This is a genomic window from Actinokineospora inagensis DSM 44258 (genome assembly GCF_000482865.1).
In the GTDB taxonomy this organism is placed as follows: domain Bacteria; phylum Actinomycetota; class Actinomycetes; order Mycobacteriales; family Pseudonocardiaceae; genus Actinokineospora; species Actinokineospora inagensis.
The window spans coordinates 26,894-42,156 of the sequence record NZ_AXWW01000025.1; the positions used below are offsets into that span (position 1 = coordinate 26,894).

At 68.8% G+C, this 15,263-nt stretch carries 15 protein-coding genes and 1 tRNA gene; 10 read left to right on the plus strand and 6 right to left on the minus strand.

Translation table 11 applies throughout. The features are described 5' to 3' along the window. Positions 1 to 118: 118 nt before the first annotated feature. From sepX to H504_RS0110515, 4 genes are all read left to right on the plus strand, one after another. Entirely contained in the window at positions 119 to 778 is a 660-nt protein-coding gene (gene sepX, locus H504_RS0110500; RefSeq protein WP_026422737.1) for a divisome protein SepX/GlpR, read from the plus strand. 55 nt (positions 779 to 833) lie between these two features. Then, positions 834 to 906 (plus strand) — tRNA-Ala (locus H504_RS0110505). A 439-nt stretch (positions 907 to 1,345) separates the two neighbouring features. Further along, on the plus strand, positions 1,346 to 2,563 hold the full coding sequence (gene serS, locus H504_RS34385; protein ID WP_245614174.1) for a serine--tRNA ligase: 1,218 nt from the start codon (positions 1,346 to 1,348) through the stop codon (positions 2,561 to 2,563). A gap of 129 nt (positions 2,564 to 2,692) precedes the next feature. Then, the gene (locus tag H504_RS0110515) at positions 2,693 to 3,094 is read left to right on the plus strand and encodes a DUF3806 domain-containing protein (protein ID WP_169735367.1); all 402 of its coding nucleotides are present in this window, start codon (positions 2,693 to 2,695) and stop codon (positions 3,092 to 3,094) included. A 4-nt stretch (positions 3,095 to 3,098) separates the two neighbouring features. Here the strand turns inward: H504_RS0110515 and H504_RS34390 are convergent, their stop codons facing one another. The 3 genes from H504_RS34390 to H504_RS0110530 form a co-directional block, all read right to left on the minus strand. After that, on the minus strand, positions 3,099 to 3,947 hold the full coding sequence (locus tag H504_RS34390; protein WP_051385707.1) for a hypothetical protein: 849 nt from the start codon (positions 3,945 to 3,947) through the stop codon (positions 3,099 to 3,101). Positions 3,948 to 3,991: 44 nt separating this feature from the next. Then, the gene (locus tag H504_RS0110525; RefSeq protein WP_026422739.1) at positions 3,992 to 4,756 is read right to left on the minus strand and encodes a maleylpyruvate isomerase family mycothiol-dependent enzyme; all 765 of its coding nucleotides are present in this window, start codon (positions 4,754 to 4,756) and stop codon (positions 3,992 to 3,994) included. Positions 4,757 to 4,891: 135 nt separating this feature from the next. Further along, positions 4,892 to 5,272, minus strand: a complete 381-nt coding sequence (locus tag H504_RS0110530) for a hypothetical protein (RefSeq protein WP_026422740.1) — start codon at positions 5,270 to 5,272, stop codon at positions 4,892 to 4,894. 268 nt (positions 5,273 to 5,540) lie between these two features. On the opposite strand from H504_RS0110530, the gene H504_RS0110535 reads away from it, so the two are divergent. Genes H504_RS0110535 through H504_RS0110550 form a run of 4 tightly spaced genes read left to right on the plus strand, consistent with a single transcriptional unit; the run spans position 5,541 to position 9,848 of the window. Further along, positions 5,541 to 6,440, plus strand: a complete 900-nt coding sequence (locus H504_RS0110535; protein ID WP_084467528.1) for a M48 family metalloprotease — start codon at positions 5,541 to 5,543, stop codon at positions 6,438 to 6,440. Positions 6,441 to 6,462: 22 nt separating this feature from the next. Beyond that, positions 6,463 to 7,653 carry a glycosyltransferase 87 family protein gene (locus tag H504_RS34395; RefSeq protein ID WP_084467529.1) on the plus strand — a complete coding sequence of 397 codons (1,191 nt, stop codon included), beginning with the start codon at positions 6,463 to 6,465 and terminating at the stop codon, positions 7,651 to 7,653. Then, positions 7,646 to 9,004, plus strand: coding sequence for a dihydrolipoyl dehydrogenase family protein (locus H504_RS0110545; RefSeq protein ID WP_026422742.1), 1,359 nt, complete (start codon positions 7,646 to 7,648; stop codon positions 9,002 to 9,004). The genes H504_RS34395 and H504_RS0110545 overlap by 8 nt, the downstream gene beginning before the upstream one ends. A gap of 1 nt (position 9,005) precedes the next feature. Beyond that, positions 9,006 to 9,848: a putative RNA methyltransferase gene (locus tag H504_RS0110550; protein WP_026422743.1), complete on the plus strand. Its 843-nt coding sequence runs from the start codon at positions 9,006 to 9,008 to the stop codon at positions 9,846 to 9,848. Here the strand turns inward: H504_RS0110550 and H504_RS0110555 are convergent. Further along, the gene (locus H504_RS0110555) at positions 9,805 to 10,371 is read right to left on the minus strand and encodes a TIGR03086 family metal-binding protein (protein ID WP_026422744.1); all 567 of its coding nucleotides are present in this window, start codon (positions 10,369 to 10,371) and stop codon (positions 9,805 to 9,807) included. The two genes, H504_RS0110550 and H504_RS0110555, sit on opposite strands and share 44 nt — an antisense overlap. A 75-nt stretch (positions 10,372 to 10,446) precedes the next feature. Between H504_RS0110555 and H504_RS0110560 the strand changes: the two genes are divergently transcribed. After that, the gene (locus tag H504_RS0110560; RefSeq protein ID WP_211239298.1) at positions 10,447 to 11,088 is read left to right on the plus strand and encodes a TetR/AcrR family transcriptional regulator; all 642 of its coding nucleotides are present in this window, start codon (positions 10,447 to 10,449) and stop codon (positions 11,086 to 11,088) included. Here H504_RS0110560 and H504_RS34400 read toward each other — a convergent pair. Then, positions 11,038 to 12,318 (minus strand): GAF domain-containing protein, encoded by a 1,281-nt coding sequence (locus H504_RS34400; RefSeq protein WP_157440332.1) that lies wholly within the window; start codon positions 12,316 to 12,318, stop codon positions 11,038 to 11,040. The two genes, H504_RS0110560 and H504_RS34400, sit on opposite strands and share 51 nt — an antisense overlap. Before the next feature lie 228 nt (positions 12,319 to 12,546). Between H504_RS34400 and trxA the strand changes: the two genes are divergently transcribed. Then, complete coding sequence (gene trxA / locus H504_RS0110570) at positions 12,547 to 12,921, plus strand: thioredoxin (protein ID WP_026422746.1); 375 nt, start codon at positions 12,547 to 12,549, stop codon at positions 12,919 to 12,921. A gap of 456 nt (positions 12,922 to 13,377) precedes the next feature. Here the strand turns inward: trxA and H504_RS0110575 are convergent, their stop codons facing one another. Beyond that, a complete protein-coding gene (locus tag H504_RS0110575) occupies positions 13,378 to 15,210 on the minus strand; it encodes a serine/threonine-protein kinase (protein WP_026422747.1) in 1,833 nt (610 codons plus the stop codon). Positions 15,211 to 15,263: the final 53 nt, after the last annotated feature.

The following is a 15,263-nucleotide window of genomic DNA, read 5'->3' on the forward strand; positions in this document are numbered from 1 at the left end:
CTACCCGATCGGGTAACCCCGTGCGGCGGAGGTCGGCGCGCCTCCGCCGCACGTGTGACTGTTGTGACTAACGTGGCGATCACCAGGACGCCGCTGAGCAGGGGGAGGTGACGGGACCATGCCGAGTTCGCTGATCGTGGTCGGGTTGGTCGTGGCCTGGCTCGTCGTCCTCGTACCGATGGTCGTGCGCAAGCGCCAAGAGGTGGCCCGGACCACCGACACCGCGCTCGCCGCCCGCGTCGTCCGCAGCGGTGCCCAGCCCCGGGAGGAAGCCGCCGTGGAGCCCGACGCGTCTTTCGACCCCGAGCCCGAGTACGACGACCCCGAGTACGACGAGGTCGACACCCCCCGCTACCGCCCCGGCCGCGGCGGCTACGACCCCGACGCCGCCGCCCGCTCCGCCCGCGCCAAGTACGCCTTCCGGCAGCGCGTGGTCGTCCTCATGCTGCTCGCCGCCATCGGCACCGGCGTCGCCGCAGGCCTCGTCATCCCGCTGCTCTGGTGGGCCTGTGCCCTAGTCGGCGCCACCCTCGTCGGCTACCTGACCTACCTGCGCCGCCAAGTCCGCATCGAACAGGACATCCGCGAACGCCGCGCCGCCCGCGCCACCGCCGTCCGCCGCTCCCACGCCCGCCCCACCGAGGCCCCGGTCGCCGACCACGTCCCCCCGACCCGCCTCCACCCCACCGCCACCATCGTCTCCCTCGACGACGAAGACCCCTGGTTCGACGACCTCGACGAACCCACCGCCACCTACCGCCGCGCCGCAGGCGAATAAGACCCCCTGCGCGGCACCCGCCGCCAGGACTGCTAAGCTCTGCGAGCACGAACAAGGGGCTGTAGCGCAGTTGGTAGCGCGTCTCGTTCGCATCGAGAAGGTCCGGGGTTCGATTCCCCGCAGCTCCACGCATAGGTGGCCCGTGCCCGCAGAGGGCGCGGGCCGTTTGCGTTTCGCGATCATATTGGGGGTGCGACCCCAAACCCCGCTCGGGAGGCTCGCGCCCCCGAACCCCCGGCTGTGGTTGCGGTGAGTGGGTCGGGGTTGAACAAAACTGTGGTTGCTCCGCGAGTGTGGGTGGGTGCTCGAGGGGAGCGGACGCCATTCTTGGTTCGGGTTCGGGGGTCCAAGCCCCCATGGTTCTAGCTGGGGCAGGCGCTTGGACCCTGGTGAGGTGCGGGGCATGCGCTGGGCTGTGGCGTCGGATGTCACGAACGATGTGAGTCCGGGTGCTTGTGCACACGAGTGGTGACGGGTCCGAAAGGACCTCGTGGTTTGCGCCATCTTCTGCCGAGCGACTGCGGGAGCGGCGAACCTTGATCGCCAACGGCACCTCGCTTGGTACTGGTGGGTTCGGAAGTGCCCTGCAGTCTGGTCTCTGGTCGAAGCACCCTGATCCAACGTCGGGACGATGCTCGCGCCGAGTCCAACCGGATCGCCGGTGAGGTCCGTGCGGCGGGGAAAGCCGGCGAGGACACCTCCAGTCTTGTCGAACGGGCCCGTGAGCTGAAGGCTGAGATCGCCTTGGCCGAGGAGGACCATAAGAAGGTCGAGGGCGAGCTGCGGGCGTTTCTGCTCGGAGTGCCGAATCTGCCCGAGGACCGCTGTCCTGACGGGGATTCGGACGAGTTTGCCGTCGAGGTGCGGACGTGGGGCACGCCTCCCGCGTTCGACTTCACGCCTGCGGATCACGTGGACATCGGTGAACGCATCGGGATCTTCGACTTTGCCAGGGCGACCAAACTCTCGGGGCCTCGGTTCGTCGTCGCGAAAGGCGTCGGCGCCCAGCTTGAGCGAGCGATCGCTCAACTGTTCCTGGACATTCACACCAAACGGCACGGCTATACCGAGTTCTCGCTGCCCGCCCTGGTTACCCGCGAGACGAGGACCGGTACCGGTCAGCTTCCGAAGTTCGAGGAAGACTTGTTCAAGACCGGTATCGGCGACCGGGAACTGTTCCTGACGCCTACCGCGGAAGTCCCGTTGACCAACCTGCACGCGGACGAAGTGCTGGCCGCTGACGACCTTCCGCTCGCCTACACAGCGTGGACACCTTGCTTCCGGTCGGAAGCCGGTTCCTACGGACGCGACACCCGTGGCCTGATCCGCCAGCACCAGTTCGCCAAAGTGGAGATGGTGCGATTCTGCGATCCGGAGACGTCAAGCCAGGAGCTGGAGAAGATGTTGGGACACGCCGAAGCGTGTCTCCAGGACCTGGGTCTCGCCTACTGGGTTGTCGCGTTGCCTGCGGGGGACATCAGCTTCTCGGCGCAGTTCACCTACGACATCGAGGTGTGGTTGCCCAGCCAGCAGCGCTACCGCGAGATCTCCAGTTGCTCGGATCGCTCGACGTTCCAAGCGCGTCGTGCGGGCATCCGCGTCAAGAGCAAAGACGGGAAGAGGGGCTACGCCGCGACTGTCAACGGCTCTGCCTTGCCGATCGGCCGGACTCTCGTCGCCATCCTGGAGCAGGGGCAGCAGGCGGACGGCTCGGTCGTGCTGCCTAAAGCACTCGCCCCGTATCTCGGCTATGCGCGGATCAACCCTGACGGAAGGACAAGCTGATGAAGATCAGGGCGGTGGCGTATCGCGATCACATAGGACGCTTGCCCCGAATTCCGGTGCACGGGGTTGGCGTTAGGAGTGGGTGTGGCTTGGTTTAGGTGGGGGAGACGGCCGGGTGGGGTGCTTCCGTTGAGTGAGGGGGAGTGGGAGTGGGTTTTGGGGAATTTGGGGGTTCTTGGGGACTTGGGGGTTGACGTTGGGGATGGTGGGTGGTTGGGGGAGTTTTATGACGCCCAGCTTGACGAGTGGGGGGTGGGTGGGGAGAACGTTGGGTTGGATCCGAATCCGACCATCAACCTCATTGGGTTGGGGCTGGGGGAGCACCTGGTGCGGCGGTGTGGGCTGCGCTGGGTTGTGGTGGAGGACGGGCAGGGGGCGGAGATCGCTGTTTACGGGGAGGTTGGCGATGTCCTGATCTATCCGACGAATGTTGTCGCGAAGCGGTGGGTTGTTCGGGAGCGCGGGTTTCTGCCGGGGTTCGTGGATGACGTTGTCCGACGAGTTGATGGGATTCGGGGGACCGCCAAGTGACTGGCTAGTGGGTGGCTCGGTGGTGGGCGGTGGTGTCGAGTAGGTGGGCGACGGTTCGGTGGGGTGGGGTGGGGGTGGGTGGGGTTGTTTCCTGGTGGAAGCGGCGGAGGAGTTCCAGGTGGACTGGTGCGCCCTGGGCTACTCGGGTGAGGAGTCGGTCCTTTTCGGTGGGTGGGAGGTGGGTGATCCAGGTGGCGAGGTCGTCGGGGGCGTCCACGCGTTCGTTCAGGGGTTGAGAGGGGGCGGCGGCGATCGTGAGTAGGGCGGTGTCGAGGTGTAGGAAGTCGGCTAGGGCGCGTTGAGGGGTGGTGAGCGCGTTCAAGCCTGGGGGGATGGGGGGTTCGATGTCGTCGTCGGCTTCGGGGCCGAAGGCGTCTTCGTTTCGTTCCCACACGCCGTAGGCGGCCAGCCAGGCGAGGTAGAGGGGGCGGAGGTCACCGGCGGCGAGTTCGGCGCGTACGCCGACTATCGCGGGCAGCAAAGTCTCGGGTTCGTAGTCGAAATCGTCGAGGCATTCCTCGATGGTGAAGTCGAGGATGACGGACTCGTCCGTGGTCCAGGCGGTCACCTGGTCGCCGACGCAGTAGTCCTCGATGGTGCCGAGGTCCACAACGTCGCGGGGTAGGCGGAACATCACCTGGTGGGTGCCCCAGTTGGTCAGGTACAGGTGCGCGTCGTAGTGGCGCTCCATCAACTGGTGCGGGTCTCCCTTGAAATCGCCCCAGTGGTACTCGTTGACGAACCTGGTCGCGGTGATGCTCGCCCGGGTCGTCAGCGACCGGACCTCGGCTAGTTGGTCATCGTCCAGTGGCCGGTCGATCGCCAGGAACTCGAAGTACTGGTACTCACTCACGGCTCATCCAGCCAACGAAGCACACGGGAACTCTAGTCAGGGCGTCAGCCAAAGGTGGAGTGGGTGCGCCAGGCGGACACGAGGGACTGGTCGCCGGTGGCGGGGAGGGGGTCGGCGAGACGCCGGTAGAGGTCCAAGAGGAGCAGGGTGAGGGGTGCGCTGACGGTGGCGGTCGCGGGGGTGGTGTGGGTGGTGTACCTGAAAACGGGGCCGGAGAAGTCGACCTGCCAGGAAATGGGGGCGTCGGTGGCGGAATAGGAGATGGATTTGGGGTGGTGGAGAAGAGTTTTGCGTTCCGGGTAGAAATCGAGGATGGCGGGGAGGGTGGTCAGCGCCATCCATTCGTCAATCGCGTCGATGGCGACCGGGGCGGTCACGGTGAACGGGCGGTGCAGGGCGAGGGTGGCGTCGGCGCGGTGGATGAGGGTTTCGTGGGTGAAGCGGCGGGCGTAGAACCCGGCGTTGCCACCGGGAATGGGGCTCCAGAGCGGGGTTGACGCGGGTGTGGCGGCGAGGGCGTCGTGCAGGAGGTGGGCGCCTTCGGTGAGCCAGGGGGACAGGACGGCGGGGTCCTCGTCCGTGTAGCCGGTCAGGTCCCGGAGAGCGGCGTCGGCCAGGGGCTCCGTGGTGCGGGTGGTGAGGATCTCAGCGGCCCAGCGGTGGCCGTGGCCGATGTGCCGCAGCAGCATGCCGACGGTCCAGCCGGGGCAGGACGGGACGGGGGTCCGCAGGTCGGCGTCGGCGATCGTGCTGGTCAGCAGGGCTGTCTGGGTGACGATCTCGGCGCGCAGGTCGGCGTCGGTCAGCATCGGCTGCTCCTCACGGGCGGGGTGGTTCCGGTGGCGAGGATGACGGAGCGGGATGGCCGCGTTCGACAGCGGTACTGGGACAATCGGGTGGGGCGCCGGGGTGTGTAGCAGACATCCCGGCGCCCCACCTGTCGCTTACACGTTGGCCGCGGCGAGCTCCTTCTGCGGGCCGCCGTGTTCGTCGAACTCGAACACCTTGGCCCAGGTCGGGCCGTGGGCGCAGGCGGCGACGAAGGTGTCGGCCTGGCCGTGGAACCGGATCGGCGAGCTGATGTGCGGGCCGGGGTCGGCGCAGAACGCCTGCAGCACGAACGCGCCCTCGCCGACGCAACTGCCCATCACCATCTTGGGCAGGTGCGGGTCGAACCCGACGGCGCACAGCAGTGACGGCGGGTGCGGGTGGTCCGGCGGCGGTGGGGTGGGGTTGTCGTCGGCGGACGCGGTGCCCGTCCACGCCAGGGACGCCAGGGTGACGCTCACCCCCAAGAGGGCGAGGGTGCGTTTGGTCAACCTCACGGGTGGGTTCCTCCATCGTTGTCGGGAATATGGAGAACCCATGATGGCGGGGTGCCCGGTCCGCGCGGACCTCCCAAACAAAGTATCAATTACCGCTATGCGGCCCAATGGGTGTTAAATTCACCATAAATGCGCGGTGCACAGCGGATTCACAGCATATCAATGCTCCAGAAATATTGCCATCGTGCGGTACCCGGCGCCCGGGGTGGACAGCCGGGTCGGTGGACGCCAGGCTGGGGCGACTGCTGTCGATCTTGTGAGGAGCGCGGTGGAGGGGACCTGGATCCCGCGTGAGCCCCGGCGGGGGGTGCGGCCGGACGCCTCGGCGGTGTTGGGGGTGTTGTTCGCGTTGCCCGCCTTGGTCAGCAGCGCGGTCGTGGTGGCGCTGGTGGCCCGGTTGATCTGGGCCGCCCCCTGGGTCGTGTGGACGGTCGTCGCGCTGTGGGTGCTGTCCGGGGCGGTCACGTTCCTCCCGTCGGTCGAGTCGCTGCTCGCGCGCGGGATGTTCGACATGCGCAGGCCCTCGACGGTGGAGATGACCCGGTTGGGGCCGTTGTGGGAATCGGTGTGCGCGACGGCCGGGGTCGACAGTGCGCGGTACGTGCTGTGGGTCGAGCAGTCGCGGGAGCTGAACGCGTTCGCGGCCGGTGGCCGGACGGTCGCGGTCACCAGGCGGGCGGTGGAGCTGCCCGCGCGGGCGCTGGAGGCGATCCTGGCGCACGAGTTGGGCCACCACCTGTCCGGTCACTCGCGGGTGTCGCTGCTGGCGTGGTGGTACGAGTTGCCCGCGCGGGCGTCGATCTGGCTGGTGGGGTTGGCGACCCGGGCGGTGCTGCTGGTCGGGCGGGTGTTCGCCCGGTTCGGCAGCGCGGCGGGGGCGTTGGCGTCAGTGCTGGTGAGCCTGGTCCTGCTGGTCGGGTTGATCGCTTTGAACCCGTGGTTGCTGCTGATGCCGCTGCTCAGCCCGCTGCTGGCGTGGTCGAGCCGGCTGGGCGAGTACCGGGCGGACGCGACCGCGGCCGGGTTCGGCTACGGGCCCGCGCTGGTCGACGTGCTGTCCGGCTGGTTGGCCGCCGAGCACGGGCGGCGCAGGCCGTGGCGGGTGCGGATGCTGGCCAGCCACCCGGCCACGGCCGATCGGATCCGCAGGCTGCGCGCGGCCAGGTGAGCTGCGCCGTTAGGGTGACCGCATGGGGGTTGCGCGACGGGTGCCGCACGCCGCGTTGGTGATGGCCGGGGCGTTTGTCGTGCTCGCTGTCGCCTACTGGTACGCGGACCGTGGTCTAGGCGTCGATAGCTCTGTCTACCGCGCAGGCGCGTTGACCCTCTTGCACGGTGACTCTCTCTACGCGCCTCTTACGACAGAGGACTCGTGGGCGCCGCCGCTGCCCTTCGCGTACCCGCCTATCGCCGGTCTGTTGTTCCTCCCGCTGACAGCCCTACCGTCGCAGTTGGGTTGGGGTCTGTTGGCCGCGTTGTCGGCTCTCGCGCTCGGGTTCGCGTTCCGGGAAAGTCTGCCGGAAAGACTGCGGTCCGGCTGGCGGTTCGGCGCGTTGCTGCTGTCCACTTTGGTCTTGGAGCCGGTGTGGCGGTCGTTGGGGCTCGGGCAGGTCAACCTGCTGCTCATGGCCATGGTGATGGTCGATGTCCTGCTGTTGCGTGGCCGCAAGGGTGCCGGCTTCTTGATCGGAGTGGCCGCCGCGGTCAAACTCACCCCGCTGATCTTCGTGGCGCACTTGGCCCTCACTCGACGTTGGGCCGACGCGGCGCGCGCGTTCGGGACCTTTGTCGCACTCAACCTGATCGCCGCGTTGGTCCTACCGCGCGACACCGTCGATTTCTGGACCAACGCTCTTATCGACGGCAACGACGCCACCACCAACTCCTGGATCGGCAACCAGTCCCTCAACGGCATCTTCCAGCGATTGACCGGTGAAAGTCATTCCGCACTGGCCCTCTATGCAGTCACTTCGCTGGTGGCGTTAACCGTGGGGGCCTTGCTGGTGCGGCGGCTGCACCGCGACGGCGACAACCTGGGCGCGCTACTGGTGACCGCGGCTGTCGGCCTGTTGGTGAGCCCTGTGTCTTGGACGCATCACTGGGTGTGGGTTATACCGTTCATCGGTTACCTCATCACGCGCCGGAACTGGTGGGCCTTGGTGGCGGTGGCCGTCGTGTTCACCGGGTGGCAGTTCCGCCTGGTTCCCAGCGGTGCCAAGAGTGAACTGAGGTGGACGGCGGCGGACATCCTCCTCGGCAACTCGTACGTGATCGCCGCGGTGCTCGCCGCCCCGGTCGTGGTTGTGTTGACCCTGCGCGGCCGGGTACTACGTGCTGGGGTTGTGCCGGAGTCGAGTCGAGGAGTTGGTGGACGTGGCTGAGTTGGTCGTTGACGTCGCTGTGGTCGGCCTCGGTCCGGGCGGTGAGGCGCTGGCGACCAGGCTCGCCCAGGCCGGGCTGGCGGTCGCGGGCGTCGAGTCCCGGCTGGTCGGCGGCGAGTGCCCGTACTACGCGTGCGTGCCGACCAAGGCCATGATCCGCGCCGCCGACGTGCTCGCCGAGGCCCGCCGGGTGCCCGACCTCGCCGGGACCGCGCAGGTCACCCCGGACTGGGGCAAGGTCGCGGCCAGGGTGCGCGACGAGATCACCGCCGACTGGGACGACCGGGCCGCCGTCGACCGGCTGGAGTCGGCCGGGGTCCAGGTCGTGCGCGGCCGCGCGAAGATCACCGAGCCGGGGCTGCTCGCCGTGGCGGACCGGGTGGTGCGGGCCCGCCGGGGCATCGTGCTGAACCCGGGCACCGATCCGGCCGTCCCGCCGGTGCCGGGGCTCGCGGACACTCCGGTGTGGACGAACCGGGACGCGGTCCGGGCCACTGCCGTGCCGGAGTCGCTGGTGGTGATCGGTGGCGGTCCGGTGGGCTGCGAGTTCGCCCAGGTGTTCGCCCGGTTCGGCGCGGCGGTGACCCTGCTGCAGTCCAACGACCGGCTGCTGCCCCAGGACGAGCCCGAGGCGGGCGCGCTGCTCGCCGAGCGGTTCGCCGCCGAGGACATCCGGGTGCGGACCGGCGTCAAGATCACCTCGGTGCGCCACGACGGCGAGCGGTTCACCCTGGAGTTGGCGGCCGCGGAGCCGATCACCGCGGCGCAGGTCCTGGTCGCGGCGGGCCGCAAGTCCGACCTGGCCGAGCTGGGGATCGGCGCCTACGGGCTCGACGAGTCCGCGCGCGGGGTCACCGTGGACGAGCACATGCGCGCCGCGGACGGTCTATGGGTGATCGGCGACATCGCCGGTAGGGGCGCCTTCACGCACATGTCGATGTACCAGGCCGCCATCGCCGCCGCCGACATCCTGGGCGAGGAGAACCCCGGCGCCGAGTACCACGCCGTACCCAGGGTCACCTTCACCGACCCGGAAATCGGCTCTGTTGGCCTTACCGAGGCTGCTGCGCGCGCCGCCGGTCTTAACGTGCGCACGGGCTTTACCCCGTTGTCGTCGTCCACGCGCGGGTTCCTGCACAAGGCCGACGGGCTTATCAAGCTGGTCGAGGATGCCGACCAGGGCGTGCTCGTAGGGGCCACGTCGGTCGGTCCGACCGGGGGTGAGGTGCTCGGCGCTCTTGTCCTCGCCGTGCACGCGCGCATCCCGGTCGACCAGTTGCGGCGCATGATCTACGCGTACCCCACGTTCCACCGGGCCATCGAGTCGGCGTTGGCCGACCTGCGCGCCTAGCGTGCTCGCCGACGTCCTGCCGTACCTGGTCTGCCCGCACTGCGGCGGCGCCCTTGGGCAAATCGGTTCATCGTTGCGCTGCGCCGACGGGCACACGTTCGACGTCGCACGACAGGGCTATGTGAGCCTGTTGCGCGCGGCGACCTCGTTCACCGGTGACACCGGCGCGATGATCGAGGCGCGGGCCGCGTTCCTCGGCGCGGGCCACTACGCCTCGATCGTTCGCGAACTGCTCGCGGTTGAACCGGGTCCCGGGTGTGTGTTGGACGTCGGCGCGGGTATCGGGCACTACCTGGCCGCCGTTCTCGACGCGCGCGCCGATCGCGTTGGCATCGCATTGGACGCGGCTAAACCCGCGTTGCGTAGGGCCGCTCGGGCGCACGCGCGACTTGGCGCTGTCCTGTGCGACGCCTGGCAGCCGCTACCGGTGCGGACAGGCTCGGCGGGTCTTGCGTTGAACGTGTTCGCTCCACGTAATCCCGTTGAACTGCACCGGGTCCTGCATCCATCCGGCCGACTCGTCGTCGTTGCGCCGACCGAACGCCACCTGGGCGAGCTGATGTCCACAGTGGACATGTTGACGGTCGCGGCGGGCAAGGGTGAACAGGTCTCCACGCGGCTCGCGCCTTACTTCACCGAGGAAAACCGCGTGTTGCGCGAGTTCACGATGACCTTGTCCCATCGTGATGCCGCAGCCTTGGTCGGTATGGGTCCTACGGCGTTTCATACCGATGCAGACACCATCACCGCGCAGGTGTTGGCGTTGCCGGAACCGGTCACGGTTACCGGCTCGGTGACGGTTACGACGTACTTGCCGGAGTCCACTGTGCCGGGCGGCCGGTAAACGCCAACATCCGCTCTTGCGGTGTCGCGCCTTCGGGAACCGACAACTGTTCGGCGAACAGACCGTCTGGCCCCCAGATGGTGCCGTCGTTGGGGAACTGCGACATGACCTTGGAGACGGCCGCCACCAGGTCTTCGGGCAGTCGGACGTCGAGGCCGATGGCGCTACCGAGGTCCCAGCCGTGCACGAGCGTGTCGGAGAAGTGCACGCCGAGCGCGACCCCCACGGTGTACGGCTTGCCGAGCAGTTCGATCGGCAAGTCCAGCACCGACTCGTCGGCCAGCGCCCTGGCCAGCGTCGCGCCCAGGTGGGCGAACTCGGCCCGCACGTCGCCGGTGGGTTCCGGGGCGCCGCCGGTGAGCCGGGTGAGGAGCCTGCGCTTGTTGTCGTTCATGTGCGCCACCACGTCTCGGGCGGTCCACCGCTCGCACGGCGTTGGCGCGTCCAGTTGGGCGTCGGTGAGCCGGGCGACGATCGCGCCGGTCGACTCGACCGCGCGCCGGTCCAGGTCCCTGATGTCCACGAGTCCCCTCCAGGAGTATTCGAACGATCGGTCAAATAGTGTCAGAACCCGGCACGACCGTCTACATTGTTTCGCGTGGACGGACGACACGCCCGCGGCATCCACACCCGCCGCGTCACCCTGGCCCGCGCGGTCGACCTGGCCACCGTGTCCGGCCTCGACGGGCTGACCCTGGGCGGGCTGGCCGCCGACCTGCGGTTGAGCAAGAGCGGCATCTTCGCCCACTTCGGCTCCAAGGAGGAGCTGCAGTTGGCCACCATCGCGTTCGCCGAGGAGATCTTCACCGAGCACGTGCTGCGGCCCGCGTTCCAGATGCCCAGGGGCAAACCCCGGCTGCTGGCCCTGTTCGAGCGGTGGATGGCCTTCTCCCGCGGCCGGGTCTTCACCGGCGGCTGCTTCTTCTCGGCGGTCACCGCGGAGTTCGACGCGCGGGAAGGCCGGGTGCACGACGTCGTGGTCGAGTGGCGGCAGGTGTGGATGGACCTGCTGCAGCGTCTCGCGTCCGAGGCCGTCGAGGAAGGCCACCTCCCCGAAGACACTGACGTCGCCCAGCTCGCCTTCGAGTTGAACGCCTTCGGCCGCGCCGCCAACCACGACGGCGTTCTCACCAACGCCAACATCCACTACGACCGCGCTCTTACCGCCATCCGCGCGCGGTTGGGTGAGTCAGGCGGAGTCAGCCAACAGGCGCGTGAGCCGGGCGTGGATGATCGGTAGCCGGGAATCCGTGCGTGGCAGCACATCCAAGAGCGTTTGCACGACCTCCAGGTCCGATGAGCCGGTAGGGCCTTGGACCAACGTCCAAAGGTCCTCGTGGTCTCCCGTGTCGATGACGGCGCGGTGCACCGCGGTGACCAATTCGGTTCGTAGTGCGCGGATCTCAGGTGCGTCCGAGCGCGGCAGCAGCGGCCCGCGAGCAGCAGCCTCCCGCAGTTTGCCCGACCTGATGAGGTGGGGGAGTTCCAGGAAGTCCGCCGTTACCTCTGCCGACAGCCGGTAGGGCCGGGTGAGCACAATGCCGGTAGCCGCACGCAGCCTGTGGACCTCGGCGCGCACGGTAACCGGATTGCCCGACTCGCCATAGAGCGCGAGAGCGAGCCGATCGGCGGTAAGCCCATCTCGGTGGATGGCCAACAACGCCAAGATCTCCGCGTGCCGCATGGACAACGGGGTGAGCACGCCGTCCAGTACCGCGACAGGGCTATCAGCGCCGAGGAAGTCCAGACGCAGATGCCGCTGTCGAGCATGAGCGTGGAACAGGTAGCCCCCCGCGATGGGCTCTAGAGCCCCGGTGGGCGCCGTCAGGTCAATCCGGGCGGGCAACAGCCCGCAGCCCTCAGCCGCGATAACCCTGCCTGTCGAACTCAGCAGAGCAACACCATCCTGGAGCCGGTACTGCTGCCGCATGCGCTCGTCGCGGGTAGTCATCAGCTCACGCAAACCGGCCTCCGCTAGCCGGGCGGCGGCCGTGACCAGGGCGAGTGTCGTGGGATGCCGGGTGTGCGCGGGCCCGGTCACGTCGACCACGCCCAGCACGGCACCGGTGTCCGGGTCGTGGATCGGAGCCGCCGCGCAGGTCCACGGGTGCGCGGCCGACGCCTGGTGCTCGACCCCGTGCACCGCGACCGGAGCGTCCGCCGCCAAGGCCGTCCCGATGGCGTTGGTCCCGGCCGTCTGCTCACTCCACCGAGCACCCTCGGTCAGCCCGATCCCGTCCGCACGGTTCCGCACGTCCGACCGCCCTTCCCGCCACAGCACGGTCGCCGCCGCGTCCGCCACGACCATCACGTGCTCGGCCTCGTCGGCGATGTCGACCAGCGTCGCCCGCAGCACCGGCAGCACCCCCGCCAGCGGGTGCCCGGCCCGCAGTTCCACCAGGTCATCCGCCGCGTACGCGATCGGCGGCGCCTCGTCCACTACGCGGTGGTGTCGCGTCGGCTCACTCATCACCCCGATGGTGCGGTCCCGCCACCGCCCGCCGCAGCCCGTGCAACCCGACTGCAACGGTGTCGCACCTAACGTTGGTCGCCCCAACCCAGGAGGCCGAATGACCAGGTACCCACGCGCCACGTCCCGCGACTGGTGGCACCACCCGGGAATGTTTACCCATCCCGGCTCGTTGGTACCGCTGTAGCTCCGAACACCTTGGCGAACCCCGCCCCCTGAGGAGGCCCCGTGGCAACGGTCGAGCTGACCACCGAGAACTTCGACGAGGTCGTAGGCGGTGGCGGAACCGTGCTGGTCGACTTCTGGGCCTCCTGGTGCGGCCCCTGCCGCCAGTTCGCCCCCGTCTTCGACGCCGCCTCCACCAAGCACGACGACATCGTCTTCGCCAAGGTCGACACCGAGGCCCAGCAGCAACTCGCCGCCGCCTTCAACATCACCTCCATCCCCACCGTCATGGCCGTCCGCGACGGCGTAGTCCTCTACGCCCAGCCCGGCGCCCTCCCCGCCCCCGCCCTGGAAGACCTCATCGGCCAAGTCCGCGCCGTCAACATGGACGAGGTCCACGCCCAGGTCGCCGCCGCCCAACCCAACGCAGCGGAGTAACAGGGACACCCTCACGACTTAAACCGAAGGCCCGGCATCCCGCCGGGCCTTCACTCTATTTCGGAACAAACCAAATCCGCCCGCGATAAAGCGCCACGACCAACCGGCCCCGCGCGCCTCGAAACCCACCCCGCATCGACGAAGCGCCACCCCCGCACCGCGCGCCTCGGAACCCCCGGCCCCATCGACGAAGCCCCACACTTGCCCCGCGCGCCTCGAAACCCGCCGATACCAACTGCCCGCTGGGGTGGAGTTGTTTTGTTTGGGGGGAGCGGTGGCCTAAGCCGGCTGGCGGGTAAGGCCACGCTTTCCAGTGGCCCCGCCTTTTAGCCTTACCCAGGCCACCGCACAGGGGCCCCAAACAAAACAACTTCACCCCAGCGGGCACAGCCCGAAAACCCGCGCAATCCAGCGGCGTCGCCGAAGGCGACAAGCAGTCCCCCAGGCCCAGTGAACTCACCGCATCGGCCGAGTCCGATCAACATCCCCAATAGCCTTCCGATGAACAATCTGCGTCACCGGCCCCGTCTCCGTATGCCCCTCCCGCGCCAACCAATCACTCAACTCCCGCGCCACCGTCCGCAAGGTAGGCCGCCGCGCCGGATCCGCATCAAGCGACGCATAAAGCAGCCGCCGATGCGCACTATGCAACGGAAGCTCCGATAACCGCTCCCCCTTGGCCGCAGCCATCAACGCAGCCATCGCGTTCTCCCGATTCCCCCGCGGCGGCTTCCCGGTCAACGCATAGCTCACCGTCGCCGCCAACTGCCAGGCATCAGAAGCCGGAGTCGCGTTCTCCCCCGCGGCCGTCTCCGACGCCAGGAAGTCCGGTGTCCCCACCATCATCCCCGTCGCCGTCAGCGTCGAGTCCCCCTTCGACCGCGCGATCCCGAAGTCGATCAGGTGCGCGTTCCCGTCCGGATCGATGATGATGTTCGACGGCTTCACGTCCCGGTGCAGCACCCCCTTGGCGTGCGCCGCCGCCAACGCCCCCGCCATCGTGATCCACAACCGCGCGACCGACACGTCGTCCAACGGCCCACCCTTGGTGACCCGGTCGGCCAGCGGCTGCCCCTCGATGTACTCCATCACCAGCCCGAGCCCATCCGGCTCGGACACGATGTCGTACACACGCACGCAGTTCGGGTGGTGCACCGCGGCCAGCGCGCGCGCCTCCCGCAGCATCCGCTCCTCGGTCTCCGCGTCCGGAGCGTGCGCCGTCTTCACCGCCACAGTCCGGTCGAGTTGCGTGTCCACGGCCAGCCACACCGTCCCGAACCCGCCATGCCCGAGCGCGCGAACCTTGCGGAAACGCCCCCCGGCAGGCCGGACCGGCGGAGGCGGCGGTTTCGCCCCTCGCGGCGTGAACGGCAACGGCCCCGGATCGGCGGCCAACTGCGCCCGATCCGGCTCGGGCTCGCGGCGCGGCGGTAACGGCGGTGCCCCGAACGGCGCCTTCCTCGTCGAGGCGGGCGGTACATACGGCGGCACCGGAGGCGGCGGCACGTACGGCGGCGGCCCCGGCGGCTGCTGTTGCTGGGCTTGCGGCGGCCCCGACTCGGGCCGCTGGTAGTTGCGCTCGACGGTGGACCAACTCGGCGGCCCGATCACGTACACCGGAATCAACCCCAACACGCTGATCGGCAGGAACCCCAGCCACAGGTAGCCCGCGGTGTTCGCCTCAACCGGCAGGCTCAGCAACGCCATCACCGCGAACGGCACCCACACCAGCCTGCCCGGCCAGCGCGGACCGCGCCGCGTCGCCGCGCGGACCTGCAGGATGACGAACAGCAGGCTCGCCGCGGGCAGCACGACCAGCGCGCCGATCCGCAGCAGGTACAGCGGCCACGACTCGAACGGGTGGAACAGCACCTCGTACCCGGTGGCGCCGCCACCCAGATACCGGTCCTGCGCGCTCACCCAGCAGGTGCCCTCGTGGAACGACCGCAGCTCGACGCCGCTGAGCGCGACCTCGCCGTCGCCGGTGAACAGGCTGCGGAACACGCTGCTGACGCCGTTGAACAGCAGCCACGGCAGCAGGAACGCGGTGACCCCGCCCACCACGCCGAACGCGGTGAGCGTCGCCGCGTTGTATGTGTTGCCGGTGAACTTCCGGACCAGGGCGATGATCACCGTGCCGAGCACCGGGAACAACGCGATCAACGCGCCAGCCGTGCCCGTCGCCCACACCCAGTCGCCCGGACAGATGCCCGGCCCGAAGATGCTGTGCGCGAAGGACAGCAGTGAGGCAGCCAGCTCCAGCACCGCGTCCCCAGCTCCTCTCTCCACCGGCCGTTCCCCGGCACACGCGGGCTCCAGGGTAGGCGAACCGCGACCGGAAC

Bases quoted from the DNA above. Each gene is read 5' to 3' on its own strand.
- H504_RS0110525 (WP_026422739.1), bottom strand. From the start codon at position 4,756: ATGCTGACCGACGCCGACCTGCGCGCCGAGATCGTCACCCAGACAGCC.
- sepX (WP_026422737.1), top strand. From the start codon at position 119: ATGCCGAGTTCGCTGATCGTGGTCGGGTTGGTCGTGGCCTGGCTCGTC.
- H504_RS34400 (WP_157440332.1), bottom strand. From the start codon at position 12,318: ATGAGTGAGCCGACGCGACACCACCGCGTAGTGGACGAGGCGCCGCCG.
- H504_RS34395 (WP_084467529.1), top strand. From the start codon at position 6,463: ATGGGGGTTGCGCGACGGGTGCCGCACGCCGCGTTGGTGATGGCCGGG.